The organism is Streptomyces sp. NBC_01618 (assembly GCF_045209435.1).
Taxonomy (GTDB): domain Bacteria; phylum Actinomycetota; class Actinomycetes; order Streptomycetales; family Streptomycetaceae; genus Streptomyces.
Genome location: NZ_CP109297.1, coordinates 784,659 through 799,844, shown reverse-complemented (window position 1 = coordinate 799,844; position 15,186 = coordinate 784,659). Strand labels below are relative to the sequence as shown.

At 69.8% G+C, this 15,186-nt stretch carries 14 protein-coding genes; 7 read left to right on the top strand and 7 right to left on the bottom strand.

Annotated features, from left to right (window positions below; translation table 11 throughout):
• Positions 1-3: 3 nt before the first annotated feature.
• Positions 4-318: an antibiotic biosynthesis monooxygenase family protein gene (locus OH735_RS03765; protein WP_406379451.1), complete on the bottom strand. Its 315-nt coding sequence runs from the start codon at positions 316-318 to the stop codon at positions 4-6.
• A gap of 230 nt (positions 319-548) precedes the next feature.
• Between OH735_RS03765 and OH735_RS03760 the strand changes: the two genes are divergently transcribed.
• The 5 genes from OH735_RS03760 (at position 549) to OH735_RS03740 (ending at position 5,596) form a co-directional block, all read left to right on the top strand.
• Positions 549-1,577: a methyltransferase gene (locus OH735_RS03760; protein ID WP_406379449.1), complete on the top strand. Its 1,029-nt coding sequence runs from the start codon at positions 549-551 to the stop codon at positions 1,575-1,577.
• Between the two features lie 113 nt (positions 1,578-1,690).
• A complete protein-coding gene (locus OH735_RS03755; protein WP_406379447.1) occupies positions 1,691-2,728 on the top strand; it encodes an LLM class flavin-dependent oxidoreductase in 1,038 nt (345 codons plus the stop codon).
• 33 nt (positions 2,729-2,761) lie between these two features.
• Entirely contained in the window at positions 2,762-3,982 is a 1,221-nt protein-coding gene (locus tag OH735_RS03750; protein ID WP_406379446.1) for a nucleotide disphospho-sugar-binding domain-containing protein, read from the top strand.
• Entirely contained in the window at positions 3,982-4,866 is an 885-nt protein-coding gene (locus tag OH735_RS03745; protein ID WP_406379444.1) for an LLM class flavin-dependent oxidoreductase, read from the top strand. Before OH735_RS03750 ends, OH735_RS03745 begins: the two co-directional genes overlap by 1 nt.
• A gap of 43 nt (positions 4,867-4,909) precedes the next feature.
• The gene (locus OH735_RS03740) at positions 4,910-5,596 is read left to right on the top strand and encodes an SDR family NAD(P)-dependent oxidoreductase (RefSeq protein ID WP_406379443.1); all 687 of its coding nucleotides are present in this window, start codon (positions 4,910-4,912) and stop codon (positions 5,594-5,596) included.
• 373 nt (positions 5,597-5,969) lie between these two features.
• On the opposite strand, the gene OH735_RS03735 is transcribed toward OH735_RS03740, so the two are convergent.
• Positions 5,970-7,463, bottom strand: a complete 1,494-nt coding sequence (locus OH735_RS03735) for a peptide MFS transporter (protein ID WP_406379441.1) — start codon at positions 7,461-7,463, stop codon at positions 5,970-5,972.
• Positions 7,464-7,811: 348 nt separating this feature from the next.
• Between OH735_RS03735 and OH735_RS03730 the strand changes: the two genes are divergently transcribed.
• Positions 7,812-9,011 (top strand): cytochrome P450, encoded by a 1,200-nt coding sequence (locus OH735_RS03730; protein WP_406379439.1) that lies wholly within the window; start codon positions 7,812-7,814, stop codon positions 9,009-9,011.
• A 93-nt stretch (positions 9,012-9,104) separates the two neighbouring features.
• Here the strand turns inward: OH735_RS03730 and asnB are convergent, their stop codons facing one another.
• The 5 genes from asnB to OH735_RS03705 form a co-directional block, all read right to left on the bottom strand.
• Positions 9,105-10,946 carry an asparagine synthase (glutamine-hydrolyzing) gene (gene asnB, locus OH735_RS03725; protein ID WP_406379437.1) on the bottom strand — a complete coding sequence of 614 codons (1,842 nt, stop codon included), beginning with the start codon at positions 10,944-10,946 and terminating at the stop codon, positions 9,105-9,107.
• Between the two features lie 40 nt (positions 10,947-10,986).
• Positions 10,987-11,481: a twin-arginine translocation signal domain-containing protein gene (locus OH735_RS03720; protein WP_406379435.1), complete on the bottom strand. Its 495-nt coding sequence runs from the start codon at positions 11,479-11,481 to the stop codon at positions 10,987-10,989.
• Positions 11,482-11,486: 5 nt separating this feature from the next.
• The gene (locus tag OH735_RS03715; RefSeq protein ID WP_406379433.1) at positions 11,487-11,741 is read right to left on the bottom strand and encodes a ferredoxin; all 255 of its coding nucleotides are present in this window, start codon (positions 11,739-11,741) and stop codon (positions 11,487-11,489) included.
• Between the two features lie 28 nt (positions 11,742-11,769).
• The gene (locus OH735_RS03710) at positions 11,770-12,972 is read right to left on the bottom strand and encodes a cytochrome P450 (protein WP_406379432.1); all 1,203 of its coding nucleotides are present in this window, start codon (positions 12,970-12,972) and stop codon (positions 11,770-11,772) included.
• Between the two features lie 104 nt (positions 12,973-13,076).
• Positions 13,077-14,108 (bottom strand): methyltransferase, encoded by a 1,032-nt coding sequence (locus tag OH735_RS03705; protein WP_406379431.1) that lies wholly within the window; start codon positions 14,106-14,108, stop codon positions 13,077-13,079.
• Positions 14,109-14,367: 259 nt separating this feature from the next.
• Here OH735_RS03705 and OH735_RS03700 point away from each other — a divergent pair, with 259 nt between their 5' ends.
• Positions 14,368-15,165: an SDR family NAD(P)-dependent oxidoreductase gene (locus OH735_RS03700; RefSeq protein ID WP_406379429.1), complete on the top strand. Its 798-nt coding sequence runs from the start codon at positions 14,368-14,370 to the stop codon at positions 15,163-15,165.
• The last annotated feature ends 21 nt before the right edge of the window (positions 15,166-15,186 follow it).

Here is a 15,186-nt window from a genome sequence, read left to right as displayed (position 1 = left end):
GGTCTAGGCGGGCCGCAGGTCGAATACGGCCTGAGTGAGGATCATCTGCCCGGTTCGGCGGAACGGGCTGATCCTGCGCCGGTGCCCCACGTGCGCCTCACTGCGTTCGAAGTCACGGAAGCTGGACTCGTCGTGCCAGTCGGTGAGCACGTAGTAGACGTCCTCCTCCTTCGCCGCGCGCATCAGCGTCTGGCCGAGGTTGGCCGGCTGCTCCGCGATGACCTTGCCCACTTCCAGCCAGACGCGTTCGAACTCCGGCCCCTTACCGGGGAAGATCTCCATCCGCAGGATCACACGGAATGGAAGGGTCTCGGCCATCTCGTCCGCCTCCAATACCAAAGGGCTACCAGCCCGGACCTGTTGGGCTCCAGGTCCATGGTCGGCACCGCACTCGACGGACGATCGAGACCGGCTGCACCCACGGGGCGCCGTCCGTCGCCCACGGAACGGCGACCATCGGCGCTCGAGCGCGCTTCGAGCCCCATACCGAAGCATCCGGACCACGCAACCGAAAGATCTTCTGGCATTCAGGAGAAAGGAACCCGTCGGTGACGACTCATGCTTCCACTACGGACGTTTCCAGCCCGGAGAGCCTCATCCGGCTAGGCACCGCCTTCTGCGACGCCAAGATTCTCCTGAGCGCGCTGGAGCTGGACGTCTTCTCCACCCTGGCGGAGAAACCGATGACCGAGGGCGAGCTGTCCGCAGCGGTCGGTCTGCACCCTCGCGGAGCCCGTGACTTCATCACCGCGCTGGTCACGCTGGGCCTCCTCGAACTCGACGGCGGCCGGTACCGCAACAGCCCGTCGACCGGCCGGTTCCTGGACCGCGGCAAGCCCTCCTACGCGGGCGGCTTCCTCGAGCGTGCCAACTCCATGCTCTACCCGGCCTGGACCCGGCTCACCGACGCGCTGCGCACCGGGGAAGCACAGGTGTCCAGTAAGGACGGGGACATCGTCGGGCAGATGGCGGACGACCCGCAGCACCTGCGGCAGTTCCTCGCCATGATGGACTCGCTCAACAGCCAGGTCGGTCCGAAGCTGGCCGCCGCCTTCGACTGGGCACCCCACTCCACGTTCGTCGACGTCGGGGGCGCCCGCGGCAATCTGTCCGCCCTCATCATGAAGGACCAGCCACATCTGACGGCCACGGTCTTCGACCTGCCGCACGTCTCGCCGGCCTTCGACGAGCACATGAAGAGCCTGGGCACCGAGGGCCGCATCTCCTTCACCGGCGGCGACTTCTTCACCGACCCGATGCCCCGCGGCGAAATCCTGATCATGGGCCATGTCCTGCACAACTGGTCGACGGAGCAGCGCCGCGGCCTGATCGCCAAGGCGTACGAGGCCGTCCAGCCGGGCGGCGCGCTGCTGGTGTACGACCGGATGGTGGCCGAACAGCCCACCGACCTGGTGAACCTGCTGATCAGCCTGGACATGCTGCTGGTCACCCACGGTGGTTCCGAGTACAGCGCCGAGGACTGCCAGGGCTGGATGACCGAGGCCGGATTCACCCGCACCGAGGCCAAGGTCCTGAGCAACACCGACTCCCTGGTCATCGGATACAAGGGGCGTTGATTCCCCGGACGTACCTGATGTCCGGTGGACGCCATGCGGTCCTGTCCGGGTGGACAGGACCTGGGCGGCCCGCCGGACGGCCATGTTGAAAACCTCTCGGAAGGGAACCTGCCATGCGGCTCGGGATCAATCTCGTACCCGAGGGATGCGCGGAGACCGCGCAGGCCGCCGAGCGACTCGGATTCGACGTCGCCGCGGCCCCGGAGGGCTACCGCTCCGACGCGATCTCCGTGCTCAGCTGGGTCGCCGCCAGGACCAGTCGTATCCACCTGCTGTCCACGGTCATCCAGATCCCCGCGCGGACACCCGTCAGCATGGCACTCACCGCGGCGACCCTGAACGGGCTGTCGCGCGGCAGGTTCCGGCTGGGACTGGGCATATCCAACGCTCATGTCACCGAGGGCTGGCACGGCGCCCCGTTCGCCAAGCCCCTGGCCCGCACCCGCGAGTACGTCGACATCGTGCGGCTGACGCTGGCCCGGGAAGTGGTGGCGTACCAGGGTGAGCACTTCGCGCTGCCGCTGCCCGGGAGCAAGGGCGGCGCGTACCGGCTCGCCGGCCAGGGCGTCGGGTCCCGGCTTCCGGTCTATCTGGCGGCGGTCGGGCCGCGCAGCCTCGAACTCACCGGCGAGATCGCCGACGGCTGGGTCGGCGTCTTCTGCTCCCCCGAGCACGCCAAGCAGGCGCTGGACTCGCTGGGTACGGGACGCCGTCGGGCGGGCGCGGACCTGGACGGTTTCGACGCGTTCGTGTCAGCTCCCGCGGTGGTCGGTGACGACGTGGCCGCGGCGGCGGAACCCATCAGCCACTACGTGGCCCGGTTCATGAGCTTCGGCGACCGGGAGAACAACTTCTACTTCCGGCTGGCCGCACAGATGGGCCACGGAGCGGCGGCGGAAGAGGTGCAGGAGCGTTACCAGGCGGGTGACGCCCTGGGGGCGGCGGCCGCGGTGCCGCTGGAGTTCATCGACAGCACCTCACTGCTGGGGCCCGCGGACCGCATCACCCGGCGGCTGACGGAGTACGCCGCAGCCGGCGTCACCACGCTCGGGATCTCCCCCTACGCCCGCACCCTGGACGAGCGGATCGACACGATGCGGGCGATCGCCCAGGCACACCGCTGTGCCGGGCTCAGCAGTGCGGGACAGTGACTCCACATTCCACGGAAGGGGTGTGAGGAGAGTATGCGGGTACTTTTCACCAGCTGGGCCTGGCCGACCCACTACTACCAGATGGTTCCGCTGGGCTGGGCACTACGGGCGGCGGGCCATGACGTGAGGGTCGCCGGCCCTCCCGCGCTGGCCGGGGTGATCGCCGCCTCCGGGCTGCCCGCCGTCGAGGTGGGCACCGACAGGATCGACGCGGTCGACCGCATCCGGGCCTACATCCCCGGAGGGACCGTGCCGGAGCGGCCCAGCGGGCTGCCGGCACCCCGGGCGAAGGGCCCGCGCGCCGTCTCGCTGTTCGCCGAGCTGGCCGAGGCGATGGCGGACGACCTGGTCGCGTTCGGCAGGGCCTGGCGACCCGACCTCGTCGTCCACGAACCGACCGCGTACGCGGGCCCGTTGGCCGCATCGGTCCTCGGCGTGCCCGCCGTGCGCTTTCCGTGGGGCGCGGACCTGATGCACCGGGCGGCGACAGCCGAGCTGGAACGCGAGGTACTGGCCCCGTTGTACGCGCGCTTCGGACTGGACGGAACCGACCTGTCCGGCGCGCTGACCGTGGACGTCTGCCCCGCCGCCATGCAGGTGCCCGACGATGCGCGGCCCGGCCCGGTCCGCAGCCAACTGATGCGCTACGTCCCGTACAACGGTTCGGGGCGGGTGCCGACGCCGGTTCCGCCGGCCCGCCGCCGCAGGCCGCGGGTATGTGTTACCTGGGGCACGACGATCGGCAGGCTCGACGGGAGCAGGTATCTCGCCGGGAACCTCGTCGCGGCGCTCGACGCCGCCGACGTGGGGATCGTGGTGGCGGTGGCGCGCGAGCAGCGGCACCTCCTCGGAGCGGTGCCCGCCCGGGTGAAGGTGCTGGAATCCGTGCCGCTGCACACCGTGCTGCCGCACTGCGACCTGGTCGTCGGGCACGGCGGAGCGGGAACGATTCTGACCGGGCTGGCCCAGGGCCTGCCGCAGTTGGTGGTGCCGCAGCTGATCGACCACACGTTCAACGCGCAGCGGTTCACCGCAACCGGTGCGGGCCTCTCGTTGTCCCGGCAGGAAGCCGGCCCGGAGCGTGTCCGGGACGCCGTCCTGGAGTTGCTGGAGCAACCGGGCTACCGGAAGGCCGCGGAGGCCGTCCGGCAGGAGATCGCGTCGCGGCCCGCGCCCGCCGATGTTGCGGGGGTCCTGGCGGATCTCGCCGGCGGCGCAGGCGCGACGGGAACCGAGCACGAAGGAGGACGCTGATGCGGATCGGGGTGGGGCTGCCCTCCACCGTGCCCGGTGTGGAAGGCCCTGAGATCACCGCATGGGCGCGCCGTGCCGAAGAGCGCGGGTTCAGCACCCTCGGCGTCCTCGACCGCCTGGTGTACGACAACTACGAGCCGCTCGTCACGCTCGCCGCCGCGGCCGCGGTCACCCGGCGCATCGGCCTGGCGACCACGGTCCTGACGGCCCCTTACCGGAACAACACGCCGTTGCTGGCCAAGCAGCTCGCCTCGGTCGACCGGCTCTCCAGTGGCCGGTTGACGCTGGGGCTCGCGGCGGGGAACCGGGACGACGACTTCACGGTGTCCGGCGTGCCTCCCGCCCTCCGCGGCCGGCTGCTGGACGCGATGATCGAGGAGTTGCAGGGGATCTGGTCGGGCGACGCGTCCGGCGACCCGGTACCTGTCGGCCCGGTGCCCCGGGGTCCGCTGCCGCTGATGTTCGGCGGGACCTCCGAGGCCGCGTTCCGGCGGGCGGCGACGCACGGCCGCGGCTGGATCGCGGGTGGAAGTTCACCCAGCGGGTTCCGGGCCAACGCGGAGCGCGTCGAGGCGACCTGGAGCAGATACGGCCGGGTCGACCGGCCACATCTGATGACGCTGCTCTACTTCGCGCTCGGCCCGCAGGCGGACAAGTACGCCAAGGACTACCTACTCGACTACTACGCGTTCTCCGGCCGCGCGGAGTCGATCGTACGGATGGCATTCACCGATGCGGGGCGGCTGCGGTCGGCGGTGCGGGAGTACGAGGCGGCCGGCTGCGACGAGATCGTCTTCATGCCGTGCGACGCCGGGCTGGAGCAGCTCGACCGGCTCGCGGACGCCGTCTTTCAGGGCGTGTCCCGGCCCGGCCGGCGCCGCTGAAATACGCCCCGGGATCCGTCACTTCGAGCTGAGGAGTTCCACGATGTCGTCGTCACGCCGTACCGCACTGGTGACCGGGGCCAATCGGGGCCTCGGGCTGGCGGTCAGCACCCTGCTGCACGAACGAGGCCACTGCGTGGTGCTGGCGGCCCGGGACGGGGCGGCCGCCCGGGAGGCCGCCGAACGGGTCGGGGAGCGCGCCACGGGTGTGGCCCTGGACGTCACCGACGACGCCTCCGTCAAGGAGGCCGCCGAGCGGGTGGGACCGGTCGATGTCCTGGTCAACAACGCCGGGATCCTCCTCGACGCGGGACAGCCTCCCTCAGAAGTCGCCGTCCACGCGGTCGAGGAGACGCTGTCGGTGAACCTGCTGGGCGCCTGGCGGGTCTCCCAGGCGTTTCTGCCGAGCATGGTGCGCAACGGTTGGGGACGGGTCGTCATGGTCTCAAGCGGCACGGGGTCGTTCACCAACGGACTGTTCGTCAGGACTCCGGCGTACGCGGTGTCCAAGGCCGCGCTCAACGCACTCACCGTGCTGCTGGCTCAGGAAACGGGCGGCAGCGGGGTGCTGGTGAACGCGGTCAACCCCGGTCTGGTCCGTACCCGGATGCGCCCGGACGCCGAGCGGCTGCCGCAGGAGGCCGCCACCGACATCGTGTGGGCGGCGACGCTGCCGGACGGTGCGCAGTCGGGTGTCTTCTTCCGCAGCGGGGCCGTCGTCGGCTGGTGACCCGGCCTGGACCGCCGGGCGGCGCACGGCAGGGGCGCCACTCCTTTCCGGGAGTGGCGCCTTTGGCATGGTGTGCCCAGCATGGGCGATGGCTTGGGGGTGAAAGTCCTCTGGGGGAAGAGGTGGTGCTGACCCCGAGCCGGAGGCAGGGGCGTCATCGCGAGGTGGGTCTGGAGGAAGCCCGAGGCGAGACCTGGGTTCCTAGCGCCCAACTCCTACTGGGACGACCTGGGCCTGAAAACGCTCAAGCCGATCTGGCAACGGTTGAGATCAGCTGGATGAACCGCCGGATGCGTGACCCGCATGTCCGGTGGTGTGAGAGGAGGGCCTGGCGACCTGGCCCTCCTACTCGATTACCGGGAGTTCGCACGGTTCACGACTCCAGGCGCCGCCGCAGCGGGCCCGCGAACGCCGCGAGAGCCGTGCCGAGGGAGATCGCGACCAGCCCCATGCCCAGGAAGTAGCCAGGGCCCGGGGTGTGCTTCTCGGAGAACCGGGCGATCTGGCTGCCGAGTCCGGCTCCCAGCGCCGCCGCGAGCCAGAACACCCCGATCATCTGGCTGACGAAGGCGGCCGGTGCCACCCGTGTGGTGACGCTCATCCCCACGGGCGCGAAGACGATCTCGCCGCAGGCCATCAGGAAGTAGGCCGCCAGCAGCCAGAGCGGGGTGACCCTGGCCCCGTCCGCGGCGGCGATCGTCGCCCCCGCCATCACCAGCAGGCTGAGGCCCATGAACCACAGTCCCATGGCGAATTTCACCGGTGCGCCGATCCGGTTGCCGAGCCGTACCCACAGCCGGGCGAAGAGCGGTGCGACGAGGAGCATGCACAGGGGCGCCGTCGACTGGAACCAGCTGGCCGGCAAGGTGAATCCGCCCAGCGAGCGATCGGTGGACACCTTTGCGAACAGGCTGAACACCGAACCGCCCTGAACGAAGATCATCCAGAACATGGAGGCGGTCAGGAAGACCCAGATGTACGCCCTGATCTGCCCTCGTTCCACCGGCGACAGCTCGGGGTGGCGCAGCAGGTAGCTGAAGTAGGCGATGGGGGCGATGAGCGAGCACAGCCCGGCGAGCATCAGGGCGTGGCGCAGCTGGAAGGTGCCGAGCAGCGTGTCGGTGCCAAGGATCGCGATGACGGCTCCGACCAGGGTGGCGGCCAGCAGCAGCACCCGTTTCCGCTCCTGCCCGGTGGCGGGCCGCTCGGGCTGCTCGCCGACTCCCCGGAAGTGGGCGCGGCCGCGCACGTACTGGAGGAGGCCGAGCGCCATGCCGAGGGCCGCGACACCGAAGCCCAGGTGCCAGTTGACGAGTTCGCCGACCAGACCGGTGACGATGGGGGCGATCACGGCGCTGATCTGGATGCTCATGTAGAAGATGGAGAAGCCGGCGTCCCGCTCGGCGCGCTTCTCCTTGGGGTAGAAGGCGCTGAGCATGGTGGCCAGGTTGGGCTTGAGGAGGCCGGTGCCCGCGGCGAGCAGCAGCAGACCGGTGAAGAAGGTCGGTGTGGTGGGCAGCGCCATGGTGAGGTGGCCCAGGGCGATGAGGACGCCGCCGTAGAGCGTCGCTCTGCGCGCCCCGAAGACCCGGTCGCCGAGCCAGCCTCCGGGCAGGGAAGCCATGAAGACGGTGGACAGGTAGACGCCGAACAGGGCCGCGGCCGTGCTGTTGCCCAGGCCCAGTCCGCCTGATGCCTTCGGCTCCGCCGCGAAGAGGAACAGCAGCGCTGCCATGCCGTAGAAGCTGAAGCGCTCCCACAGATCGGTACCGAACAGGGTGACGAACCAGCGCGGCCATCCCAGGAGGCCCCGGTCATCGGGGTCCGCGGTTTTGTCGGCCACCTTCGTGGCGCCGTCGGATGTCATGCAGTCCTCCTCGTCCTCGGGCCGGTCCGGCGATTCTCGGCCGGACCGGCCGCGTCGTCTGGTGCGGTGGGCCACGCCCGCCGTAGGCAGGGGGCCGCGGACCGGGCGCGCGCCGCCGGGCAGGTCCTGGGCCGGTACGGAGTCGGGGAGTCCCTGGGCCCGGAGACACTGCCGCGCGCTCGCGTGCGCGTGCAGGGTGACAGCGGCGGCTTGACGAGGCCTCGAGCGAAGCTGCAGCGGCGCGGTATCTCCAGCCGCTCTCCATCGGGGGTCTAACGGGTGCTGTCAGCATCCCCAGGACCGGCGCGTCCGATCAGGCGGGCCGTACGCATCAGAAGGAGTCATGCGATGACCGCTGAGAATCCGCCGCGGGCCTTCCCCCTCTCGGTGCCCGATCCGCTGGAACCCGCTCCGGAGTACGCCACGTTGCGCGAGTCGGAGCCCGTGGCGCCGCTGACGCTGCCCACCGGCCACCGGGCCTGGGTGGTCACCCGCTATGACGACGTGCGCCTGGTGCTGGCGGATCCGAGGTTCAGCAAGTCGGCGCTCACCGCCCCCGACGCGCCGCGGCTGCTGCCGGTCGCCAAGGGCTCGAAGTCGCTGTTCACCATGGATCCGCCGGAGCACACGCGGCTGCGCAAGCTGGTCACGAAGGCGTTCACGGTGCGCCATATGGAGCAGCTGCGTCCGCGCGTGCAGAAGATCACTGACGAACTGCTCGATGGGATGGCCGCGGACGGGCCGCCGGCCGACCTGATCGCGCATCTGGCCCAGCCGCTGCCGATCACCGTCATCTGCGAGATGCTGGGCGTTCCACTGGCGGACCAGGAGCGGTTCCGGGTGTGGTCGGACGTCATGCTGAGTATCTCCGCGCACTCCCCCGATGACGTCATGGCGGCGCGTACCGGGCTGAACAGCTACCTCGGGGAGCTCATCGCAGCCAAGGCCGCGGCGCCCGCCGACGATCTACTCACGCAGCTCATCGAGGCGCGTGAGGAGGGCGACCGGCTGTCCGAGGAGGAGTTGCTGGCCTTCGGTCACACACTGCTCGTCGCCGGGTATCACGCGACGACCGGTGAGGTCGTCGGAGCGCTGATCACCCTGTTGCGCAAGCCCGGGCTGTGGGAGCGGCTGCGTGCGGACCACGATCTGGTGCCGAGTGCGGTCGAGGAGCTGCTGCGATACTCGGTGGCCGGTGGCGGGGCCGGTGCGATGCGGATCGCGACCGAGGACGTCGAGCTCGGCGGGGCCCTGGTCCGCAAGGGTGAGGCCGTGCTGCCGGCGATCACCTCGGCCAACCGGGACGGGCGGGTGTTCGCCGATCCGGAGGAGGTCGATCTGGACCGCGAGTCCAACCCGCATCTGACGTTCGGTCATGGTCTGCACCACTGCCTGGGCGCGCAGCTCGGCAGGATCGAGCTCCAGGTGGCACTGCGCTCGCTGCTGGAACGGTTCCCCGAGCTGCGGCTGGCGGTGGCGGCCGACGAGCTGAAGTGGGTGGCCGGTATGGCGTTCCGCCGGCCACTGGAGTTGCCGGTGGCCTGGTAGCCGCCGGAGAGTGTGGCCGCGCCCCCACCCCGGTTCACTTCACGGGTGGGGGCGCGGCCATGGGGGGACACGCAGGTTCGGTACCGGCCGGGCTCAGATGTCGAGCTCCAGCCGGTAGGCGGACAGCCACTCGTTGATGTGCAGGGCGTTGTCGATCTCGATCCGGGTCAGCTGCCCCGCCGCGGTGGGGTCCCGGCGGACGTGTTCGACGACCGTGGGGTTGAGCAGAGGCATCACCGGAGCCTCGCCGACGGCGATCATCTTGCCGAACTGCTCCTGCACATAAGTGTCGTAAGCGACATCGTTGGAGATGGGATATCCGGTCTTGGGGCGGGACAGCACGGAGTCCGGCAGCAGGTCCTTCACCGCGGCCCGCAGTAGGCTCTTCCACTGGCCGTCGAAGGTCTTGAACGCCTGCGGGGCGTTGAAGACGTACTCCTGCAGGCGGTGGTCGCAGAACGGCACCCGCACCTCGAGGCCGAGCGCCATGCTGAGCCGGTCCTTGCGGTCCAGCAGTGTACGCATGAAGCGGGTGAGGAAGAAGTAGGTGCATGCGCGGAACTGCTTCTCCCGGCTGCTCTCACCCGGCAGCCGGGGCACCATGGCTGCCGCCTGACGGTACTGGTCGGCCTGGTGGCCGCGCACGTCGACCCGGGTGGCGACGGGACCGAAGAGCGTCGGCATGCCCAGGTTGTGGGCCAGGCTCCAGGGCAGGGTCCCGGGCTGGCCGTACTCGGGGTGGTGGAACCACGGGTAGCCGCCGAACAGTTCGTCCGCGGACTCCCCGGTGATGGCCACGGTCGACTGTCCCCGGATCGCGCGGAACAGCAGGTAGAGGGAGATGTCCATGCTGCCGGGCCCGGCGATCAGGACGGGCCAGTCCATGGCGTGCACGACCTTGCGGCGTATCTCCGCCTCGGTCATCTCGGCGTTGCCGAGGACGATGTGGCTGTGGTCGGCGCCCACGTGCTCGACGACCTGGCGGACGTACGGCGAGTCGGGGGTGGGGTGGGTCAGGTCCGGCTCGAAGTTGTCCAGGTATCCCGCGAAGTCCACGTCGAACGAGCGGACCTTGCCGCTGCCGTCCTGGCGCTTGGCGATGGCCGCCAAAGCGGTCAGTGTGCTGGAGTCGAGGCCGCCGGAGAGCATGGTGCACAGCGGCACGTCGGACACGATCTGCCGGGAGACGATGTCCTCCAGCAACTCCCGCACGGTGCGGATCGTCGTCGGCAGGTCGTCCTCGTGGTCGTGGGCCTCCAACTGCCAGTAGCGGCGCAGGCTGTGCCCGGTGCGGCCGACGGTGAGCACATGCCCGGGGGCCAGCTCCGGCATGCCCTTGATCACGCCGGCGCCGGGGGCCTTGACGCCCGCGAACAGCTCGCGCAGGCCCTCGGCGTCAACGGTCCGGCCGGCCAAGGGGTTGGCGAGGATGGCTTTGGGCTCGGAGCCGAACAGAACCCCGCCGCCGGGCAGCGGATGGTAGTAGAGCGGCTTGATGCCGACCCGGTCGCGGACCAGCAGCAGTTGTTCGGTGCGTACGTCCCAGATCGCGAAGGCGAACATGCCGTTGAGCCGTTCGACGAACCGGTCGCCCCACTCCAGATAGGCGTGCAGCACCACCTCGGTGTCGCTGCGGGTGCGAAACCGGTGGCCTTTGAGGGCCAGTTCCTCGCGCAGTTCCCGGAAGTTGTACACCTCGCCGCTGTAGGTCAGCGAGGCGATGACCTCGCCGTCCTCCTCGACGAGCATCGGCTGACGGCCGCCCTCGAGGTCGATGACGGAGAGCCTGCGATGGCCGAAGGCGGCGTGCGGGGAGATCCACACATCACCGGCGTCCGGCCCGCGCAGTGCCATGGTCTCGGTCATCGCCTCTACGACGGCGACGTCCTGGCGCAGATCACGTTCGAAGTCCACCCAGCCGGCGATGCCGCACATGCCAGCACTCTCCTTTGCTCTGGCCCGGCCCTGGGGCCGGTCAGTAGTCGATACCGAACCGGGAGCCGGACGCGGTGGCCTGTAGTTCCATCAGGACGTTGCCGCCGGCGTCGACGGCTCTGGCCGTTCCCTGCGAGACGAAGGCGCCCGCGGAGGTGAACCGCGCCTCCTGGCGGATCCGGATCTCGAAGAGGAACTTTCCGTCGTCGCCCACCCGCAGGTGGCGCAGCGCGTACACGAACCCGCCGCGGCTGGCCCGCCAGGAGCCGATACCGGTGCCGGTGGTCCCGTCCCGGATCCCCTGCATGACGAGCTGCCCGTCCGCGGTGAACGAGAAGTGCGCCCGCTCGGCCTCCGGCTGGCCCTCGACCTCGACGGTGACGGACCAGCTGCCGGCCGGGGAGCCGGCGTCGGCGTGTGCGGTGGTGTCCGTGACCGCGGCGGTCAGGCCGGCCGCGCCGACGACACCGACCTGTTTGAGCAGGCCGCGGCGGCTGCGGAGCCCGCCGTACGCCTGGCCGATTCTGGTACGCATCCCGGTCACCCTCTTCGTTCCGGGACCCCGTTGTCGGGGTCCGTCGGTACAGGCCGGCCGGTCTCCCGGTCGACGATGGATATGGCTTCCGCGGGGCACGCGGCGACCACGTCGAGCAGTTCGGGGTCCGGGTCCACAGGTCCCTCGGCCACCCGGGTCCGGTGGTCGGCGTCCACGCTGAAGTACTGGGGAGCGACCGCGGAGCAGATACCGCTGCGGCGGCAGCTGCGGTCGAGGACGATCTGCCACGTGCTGGTCATCGCGGGCCTCCTCGCCGTTTCACCGGGTTCACCAGGTGACCGGGAGGCTGACCAGCGCGCGGGCGGTCAGACCCGTCTTCCAGGTCAGCCAGTCCACAGGCACGGCGAGGCGCAGAGTTTCCGGCACCTTGTCGATGAGGGTGCGCAGGCCGATCTGCATCTCGAGCCGGGCGAGCTGGGCACCGAGGCAGTGGTGTACGCCGTATCCGAAGGACAGGTGCACATTGGGCGTGCGGGTCACATCGAAGCGGCCGGGGTCCTCGAAGGTCTCCGCGTCGTGGTTGGCCGAGCCGAGCGAGGCGATGACGGCCTCGCCGGCCCGTACGGTCACGTCGCCGATGACCAGGTCCTCGGTGGCGACGCGCAGCTGGGTGCCGGTGAAGACGAAGGGGTTGAAGCGCAGCAGTTCCTCGACGGCGCCGGGGACCAGTTCCGGCTTGTCGCGCAGCAGAGTCAGTTGCTCGGGGTGCTGGAGGAGGGTGAAGAGCGCGGTCCCCAGGGAGTTGGCGGTGGACTGGTGGCCGACCGTCATGAGGATCATGGCGAAGTCGAGCAGTTCCTCCTCCGAGAGCTGCTGTCCCGCGTCGCGGGCGTGGACCAGCACGCTGAGCAGATCGTCGGTCGCGGTCTTGCGCCGCAGCTCGATCAGGTCCCGCAGATAGCCGACGATGTTGCCGCGGGCCTCCTGGACCTCTTCCCGGGTGTGGCCGCCGAGGCTGAAGATGACCTCGCTCCAGGCGTGCAACCGGTCGACGTCCTCGTAGGGCACGCCCAGCAGCTCGAAGATGACCTTGATAGGCAGGCTGAGGGCGAAGCAGGACATCAGGTCCACCGGCTTCGGGGCAACCAGGACCAGGCGTACCTGCTCCTCGGCGAGCTGCTCGACACGGGGGCGGAGGGCTTCGACGCGGCGGGCGGTGAACGCCTGCATCACCAGGCGGCGCAGGCGGGAGTGGTCGGGCGGGTCCATGCCCAGGATGGTCCTGGGACCGGGGGTGGTGTTGCCCATCCGCGGCGATTCGGGATGTTCGGCCGCGGCCCGGCTGAGCCGCGGGTCGACCAGCGCCTGGCGGACGTCGGCGTAGCGGGTGAGCAGCCAGGCGCGGTCACCGGTCGGGAGCGTCACCCGGGCCACCGGGGCCTGTTCGCGCAACCGGCGGAACTCCTCGGGAGGCTCGAACTTCTCCGGCGCCGGGAACGGAAAGGTCAGGAGTTCCTCATCAATCGACATCGATACCCCTTCTTCTTTGTGCGTGCGAGCGCCGGGCCTGCCGGCGCTATTCGCGGAGGCGCCGCGGGCCGCCCCCCGCGGGGGGCGGCACACCCGGCGCGTCCTCACTTCTTCAGGCCCACCACGAGGATGTCGTTGGTGGCCAGGAGCTCCGCGGAGGTCTCCGCGAAGCCTGCTTCGCTCATCCACGTCCGGCAGTCGTCGACGTGGTACTCGGAACCGCCGTGGGTGACGACGAGCATGGTGAGGCTGGTGAGCAGGTTGGTCAGCGGGCTGAGCTCGTCGTCGAGCATGGGGTCGTAGACGAGCAGCGAGCCGCCGGGCTTCAGCGCGTCGTAGGCCTTCTTGATGAGAAGCTGCCGGCGCTCGGGGGCCCAGTCCTCGAGCACGTGACCGATGATGACGACATCGGCCTCCGGGACGGGGTCGGCGAAGAAGTCACCGCCGTGAAAGCCGATCCTGTCCTTCAGACCGAGCCCGCCGATGTGGTCCTCGTAGGCCGGGCGCACGGCGGGCAGGTCGAATACGGTGGCGTTCAGGTGCGGGTGGGCCTCGACCAGGGTTGCCGCCAGGTTGCCCCGCGCTCCGCCGACGTCGGTGACCGTCTTGACCGTGCCCCAGTCGAAGGCCCTGGCCAGCTCGGGGCCGACCGTCCAGTTCAGGGCGTCCATCATGGCGACGAAATCCCGCATCTGCTCTTCGCTCTTGTACAGGTGCTTGAACATGTTGTCGTCGCCGTGGCCCTCGATCTGCGATTCACCGGTCTTCAGCGACTCGGTGAAACCGCCCCAGGCCTTGTACAGGACGCTGTTGGACCGGTCGAGGAAGCGTCCGACGTAGGTTCGCTTGCCCTTGACCAGGTAGGTCGAGGCGGACTCGGTGTTGCCGTACTTGCCGTCCTTGCGCTCCAGAAGTCCGAGCTTCACCAGGGCATTGAGGAATTCGCGGGAGCCGCGCGGGTGGAGTCCGAGCTTCGCGCGCACCTCCTCCTCAGTGGCCGGTCCGCTCTCGTGCAGCACGGTGAAGAGCTGGAGTTCGGTGGCGGTGAGCAGGATCTTGGCGCTCCCGAAGGCCATGCCCAGCTGAACGATGGCGTTGAGGTCGGGCGAACTCTGCTCTTCACGGTTCTTGGTCATGCGCCAGTTCCTTTCCCGGTGTCTCGGCGAAGTCGTGGCTGCGTCCCGCCTGGTGAGGACGCCGGGTGAACTATCAGGACGTGCCCTCGAAGCACTCTGGAGGTCGGATGGACCGCCGGGAGCGGGTCGGACCGGGGCTTCGCGAGTCCAGCGGCGCTCCAGTGTCCCTTGCTAGGCATGGCGCAGCCCGTGCTCGTGACCATGGGCACGGTCCGGGACTGGTACCGAGCCGGCCGGCGGCCGGGAAAACGGAGCTGTCATGGAACTGGGACTCAAGGGCAAGGTCGTGCTGCTCACGGGCGGCAGTGGTGGCATCGGCCGCCCACTGGCGCGTGCGTTCGGCCGTGAGGGGGCACGGGTCGCGCTCACCTACCTGCGCCGCGCGGACACCGCGAAGGAGGTGGCTGCGGACATCGAGGCAGCCGGCGGCGCGGCACTGCCGGTGCGACTGGATCTGAAGGACCGGGCCTCGGTTCAGGGCGCGGTCGCGGAGGTCGTCCGGCAGTGGGGCGGCATCGATGTGCTCGTGGTCAACGCGTCGGCGACCGGTGGCCCGAATCCGCGTCCCGTCCCGTTTGAGCAGATCTCCCCCGACAGCTGGCTGCCGCATCTCCGCTCGGAGGTCGAGGGCGCCTTCCACACCGTCCAGGCGGCCCTGCCGTCGATGAAGTCCCGAGGCTGGGGGCGCATCGTCTTCATGTCAGCGAGCATCGTCAATCGCGGGCGCAAGGGTGAGGAGGCGTACACCGCCGGCAAGTCGGCGCTGCACGGCTTGAGCCGCACACTGTCCACGGAGCTGTTCGAGCACGGCATCTTGTCGAACGTCGTCGCGCCGGGGCCGACGGTGACCGAGGGGTTGCTCGAGAAGCTCCCCGAGGCGCTGCGCGGCAAGATCTCTGGACTCGCGCCGGAGGAGGCGAAGCGGGTGCTCAACGAGAGCATGCCGCATCTGCGGTTCTCCAGCGTCGACGACGTCAACGGCGTCGTGCTGTTCCTCGCCTCCGCCACCAACGGAAACGTCACCGGAAACGTCATCAACGTCGACGGCGGGCACTGACCACCGCCCTGCGGCGTGTTG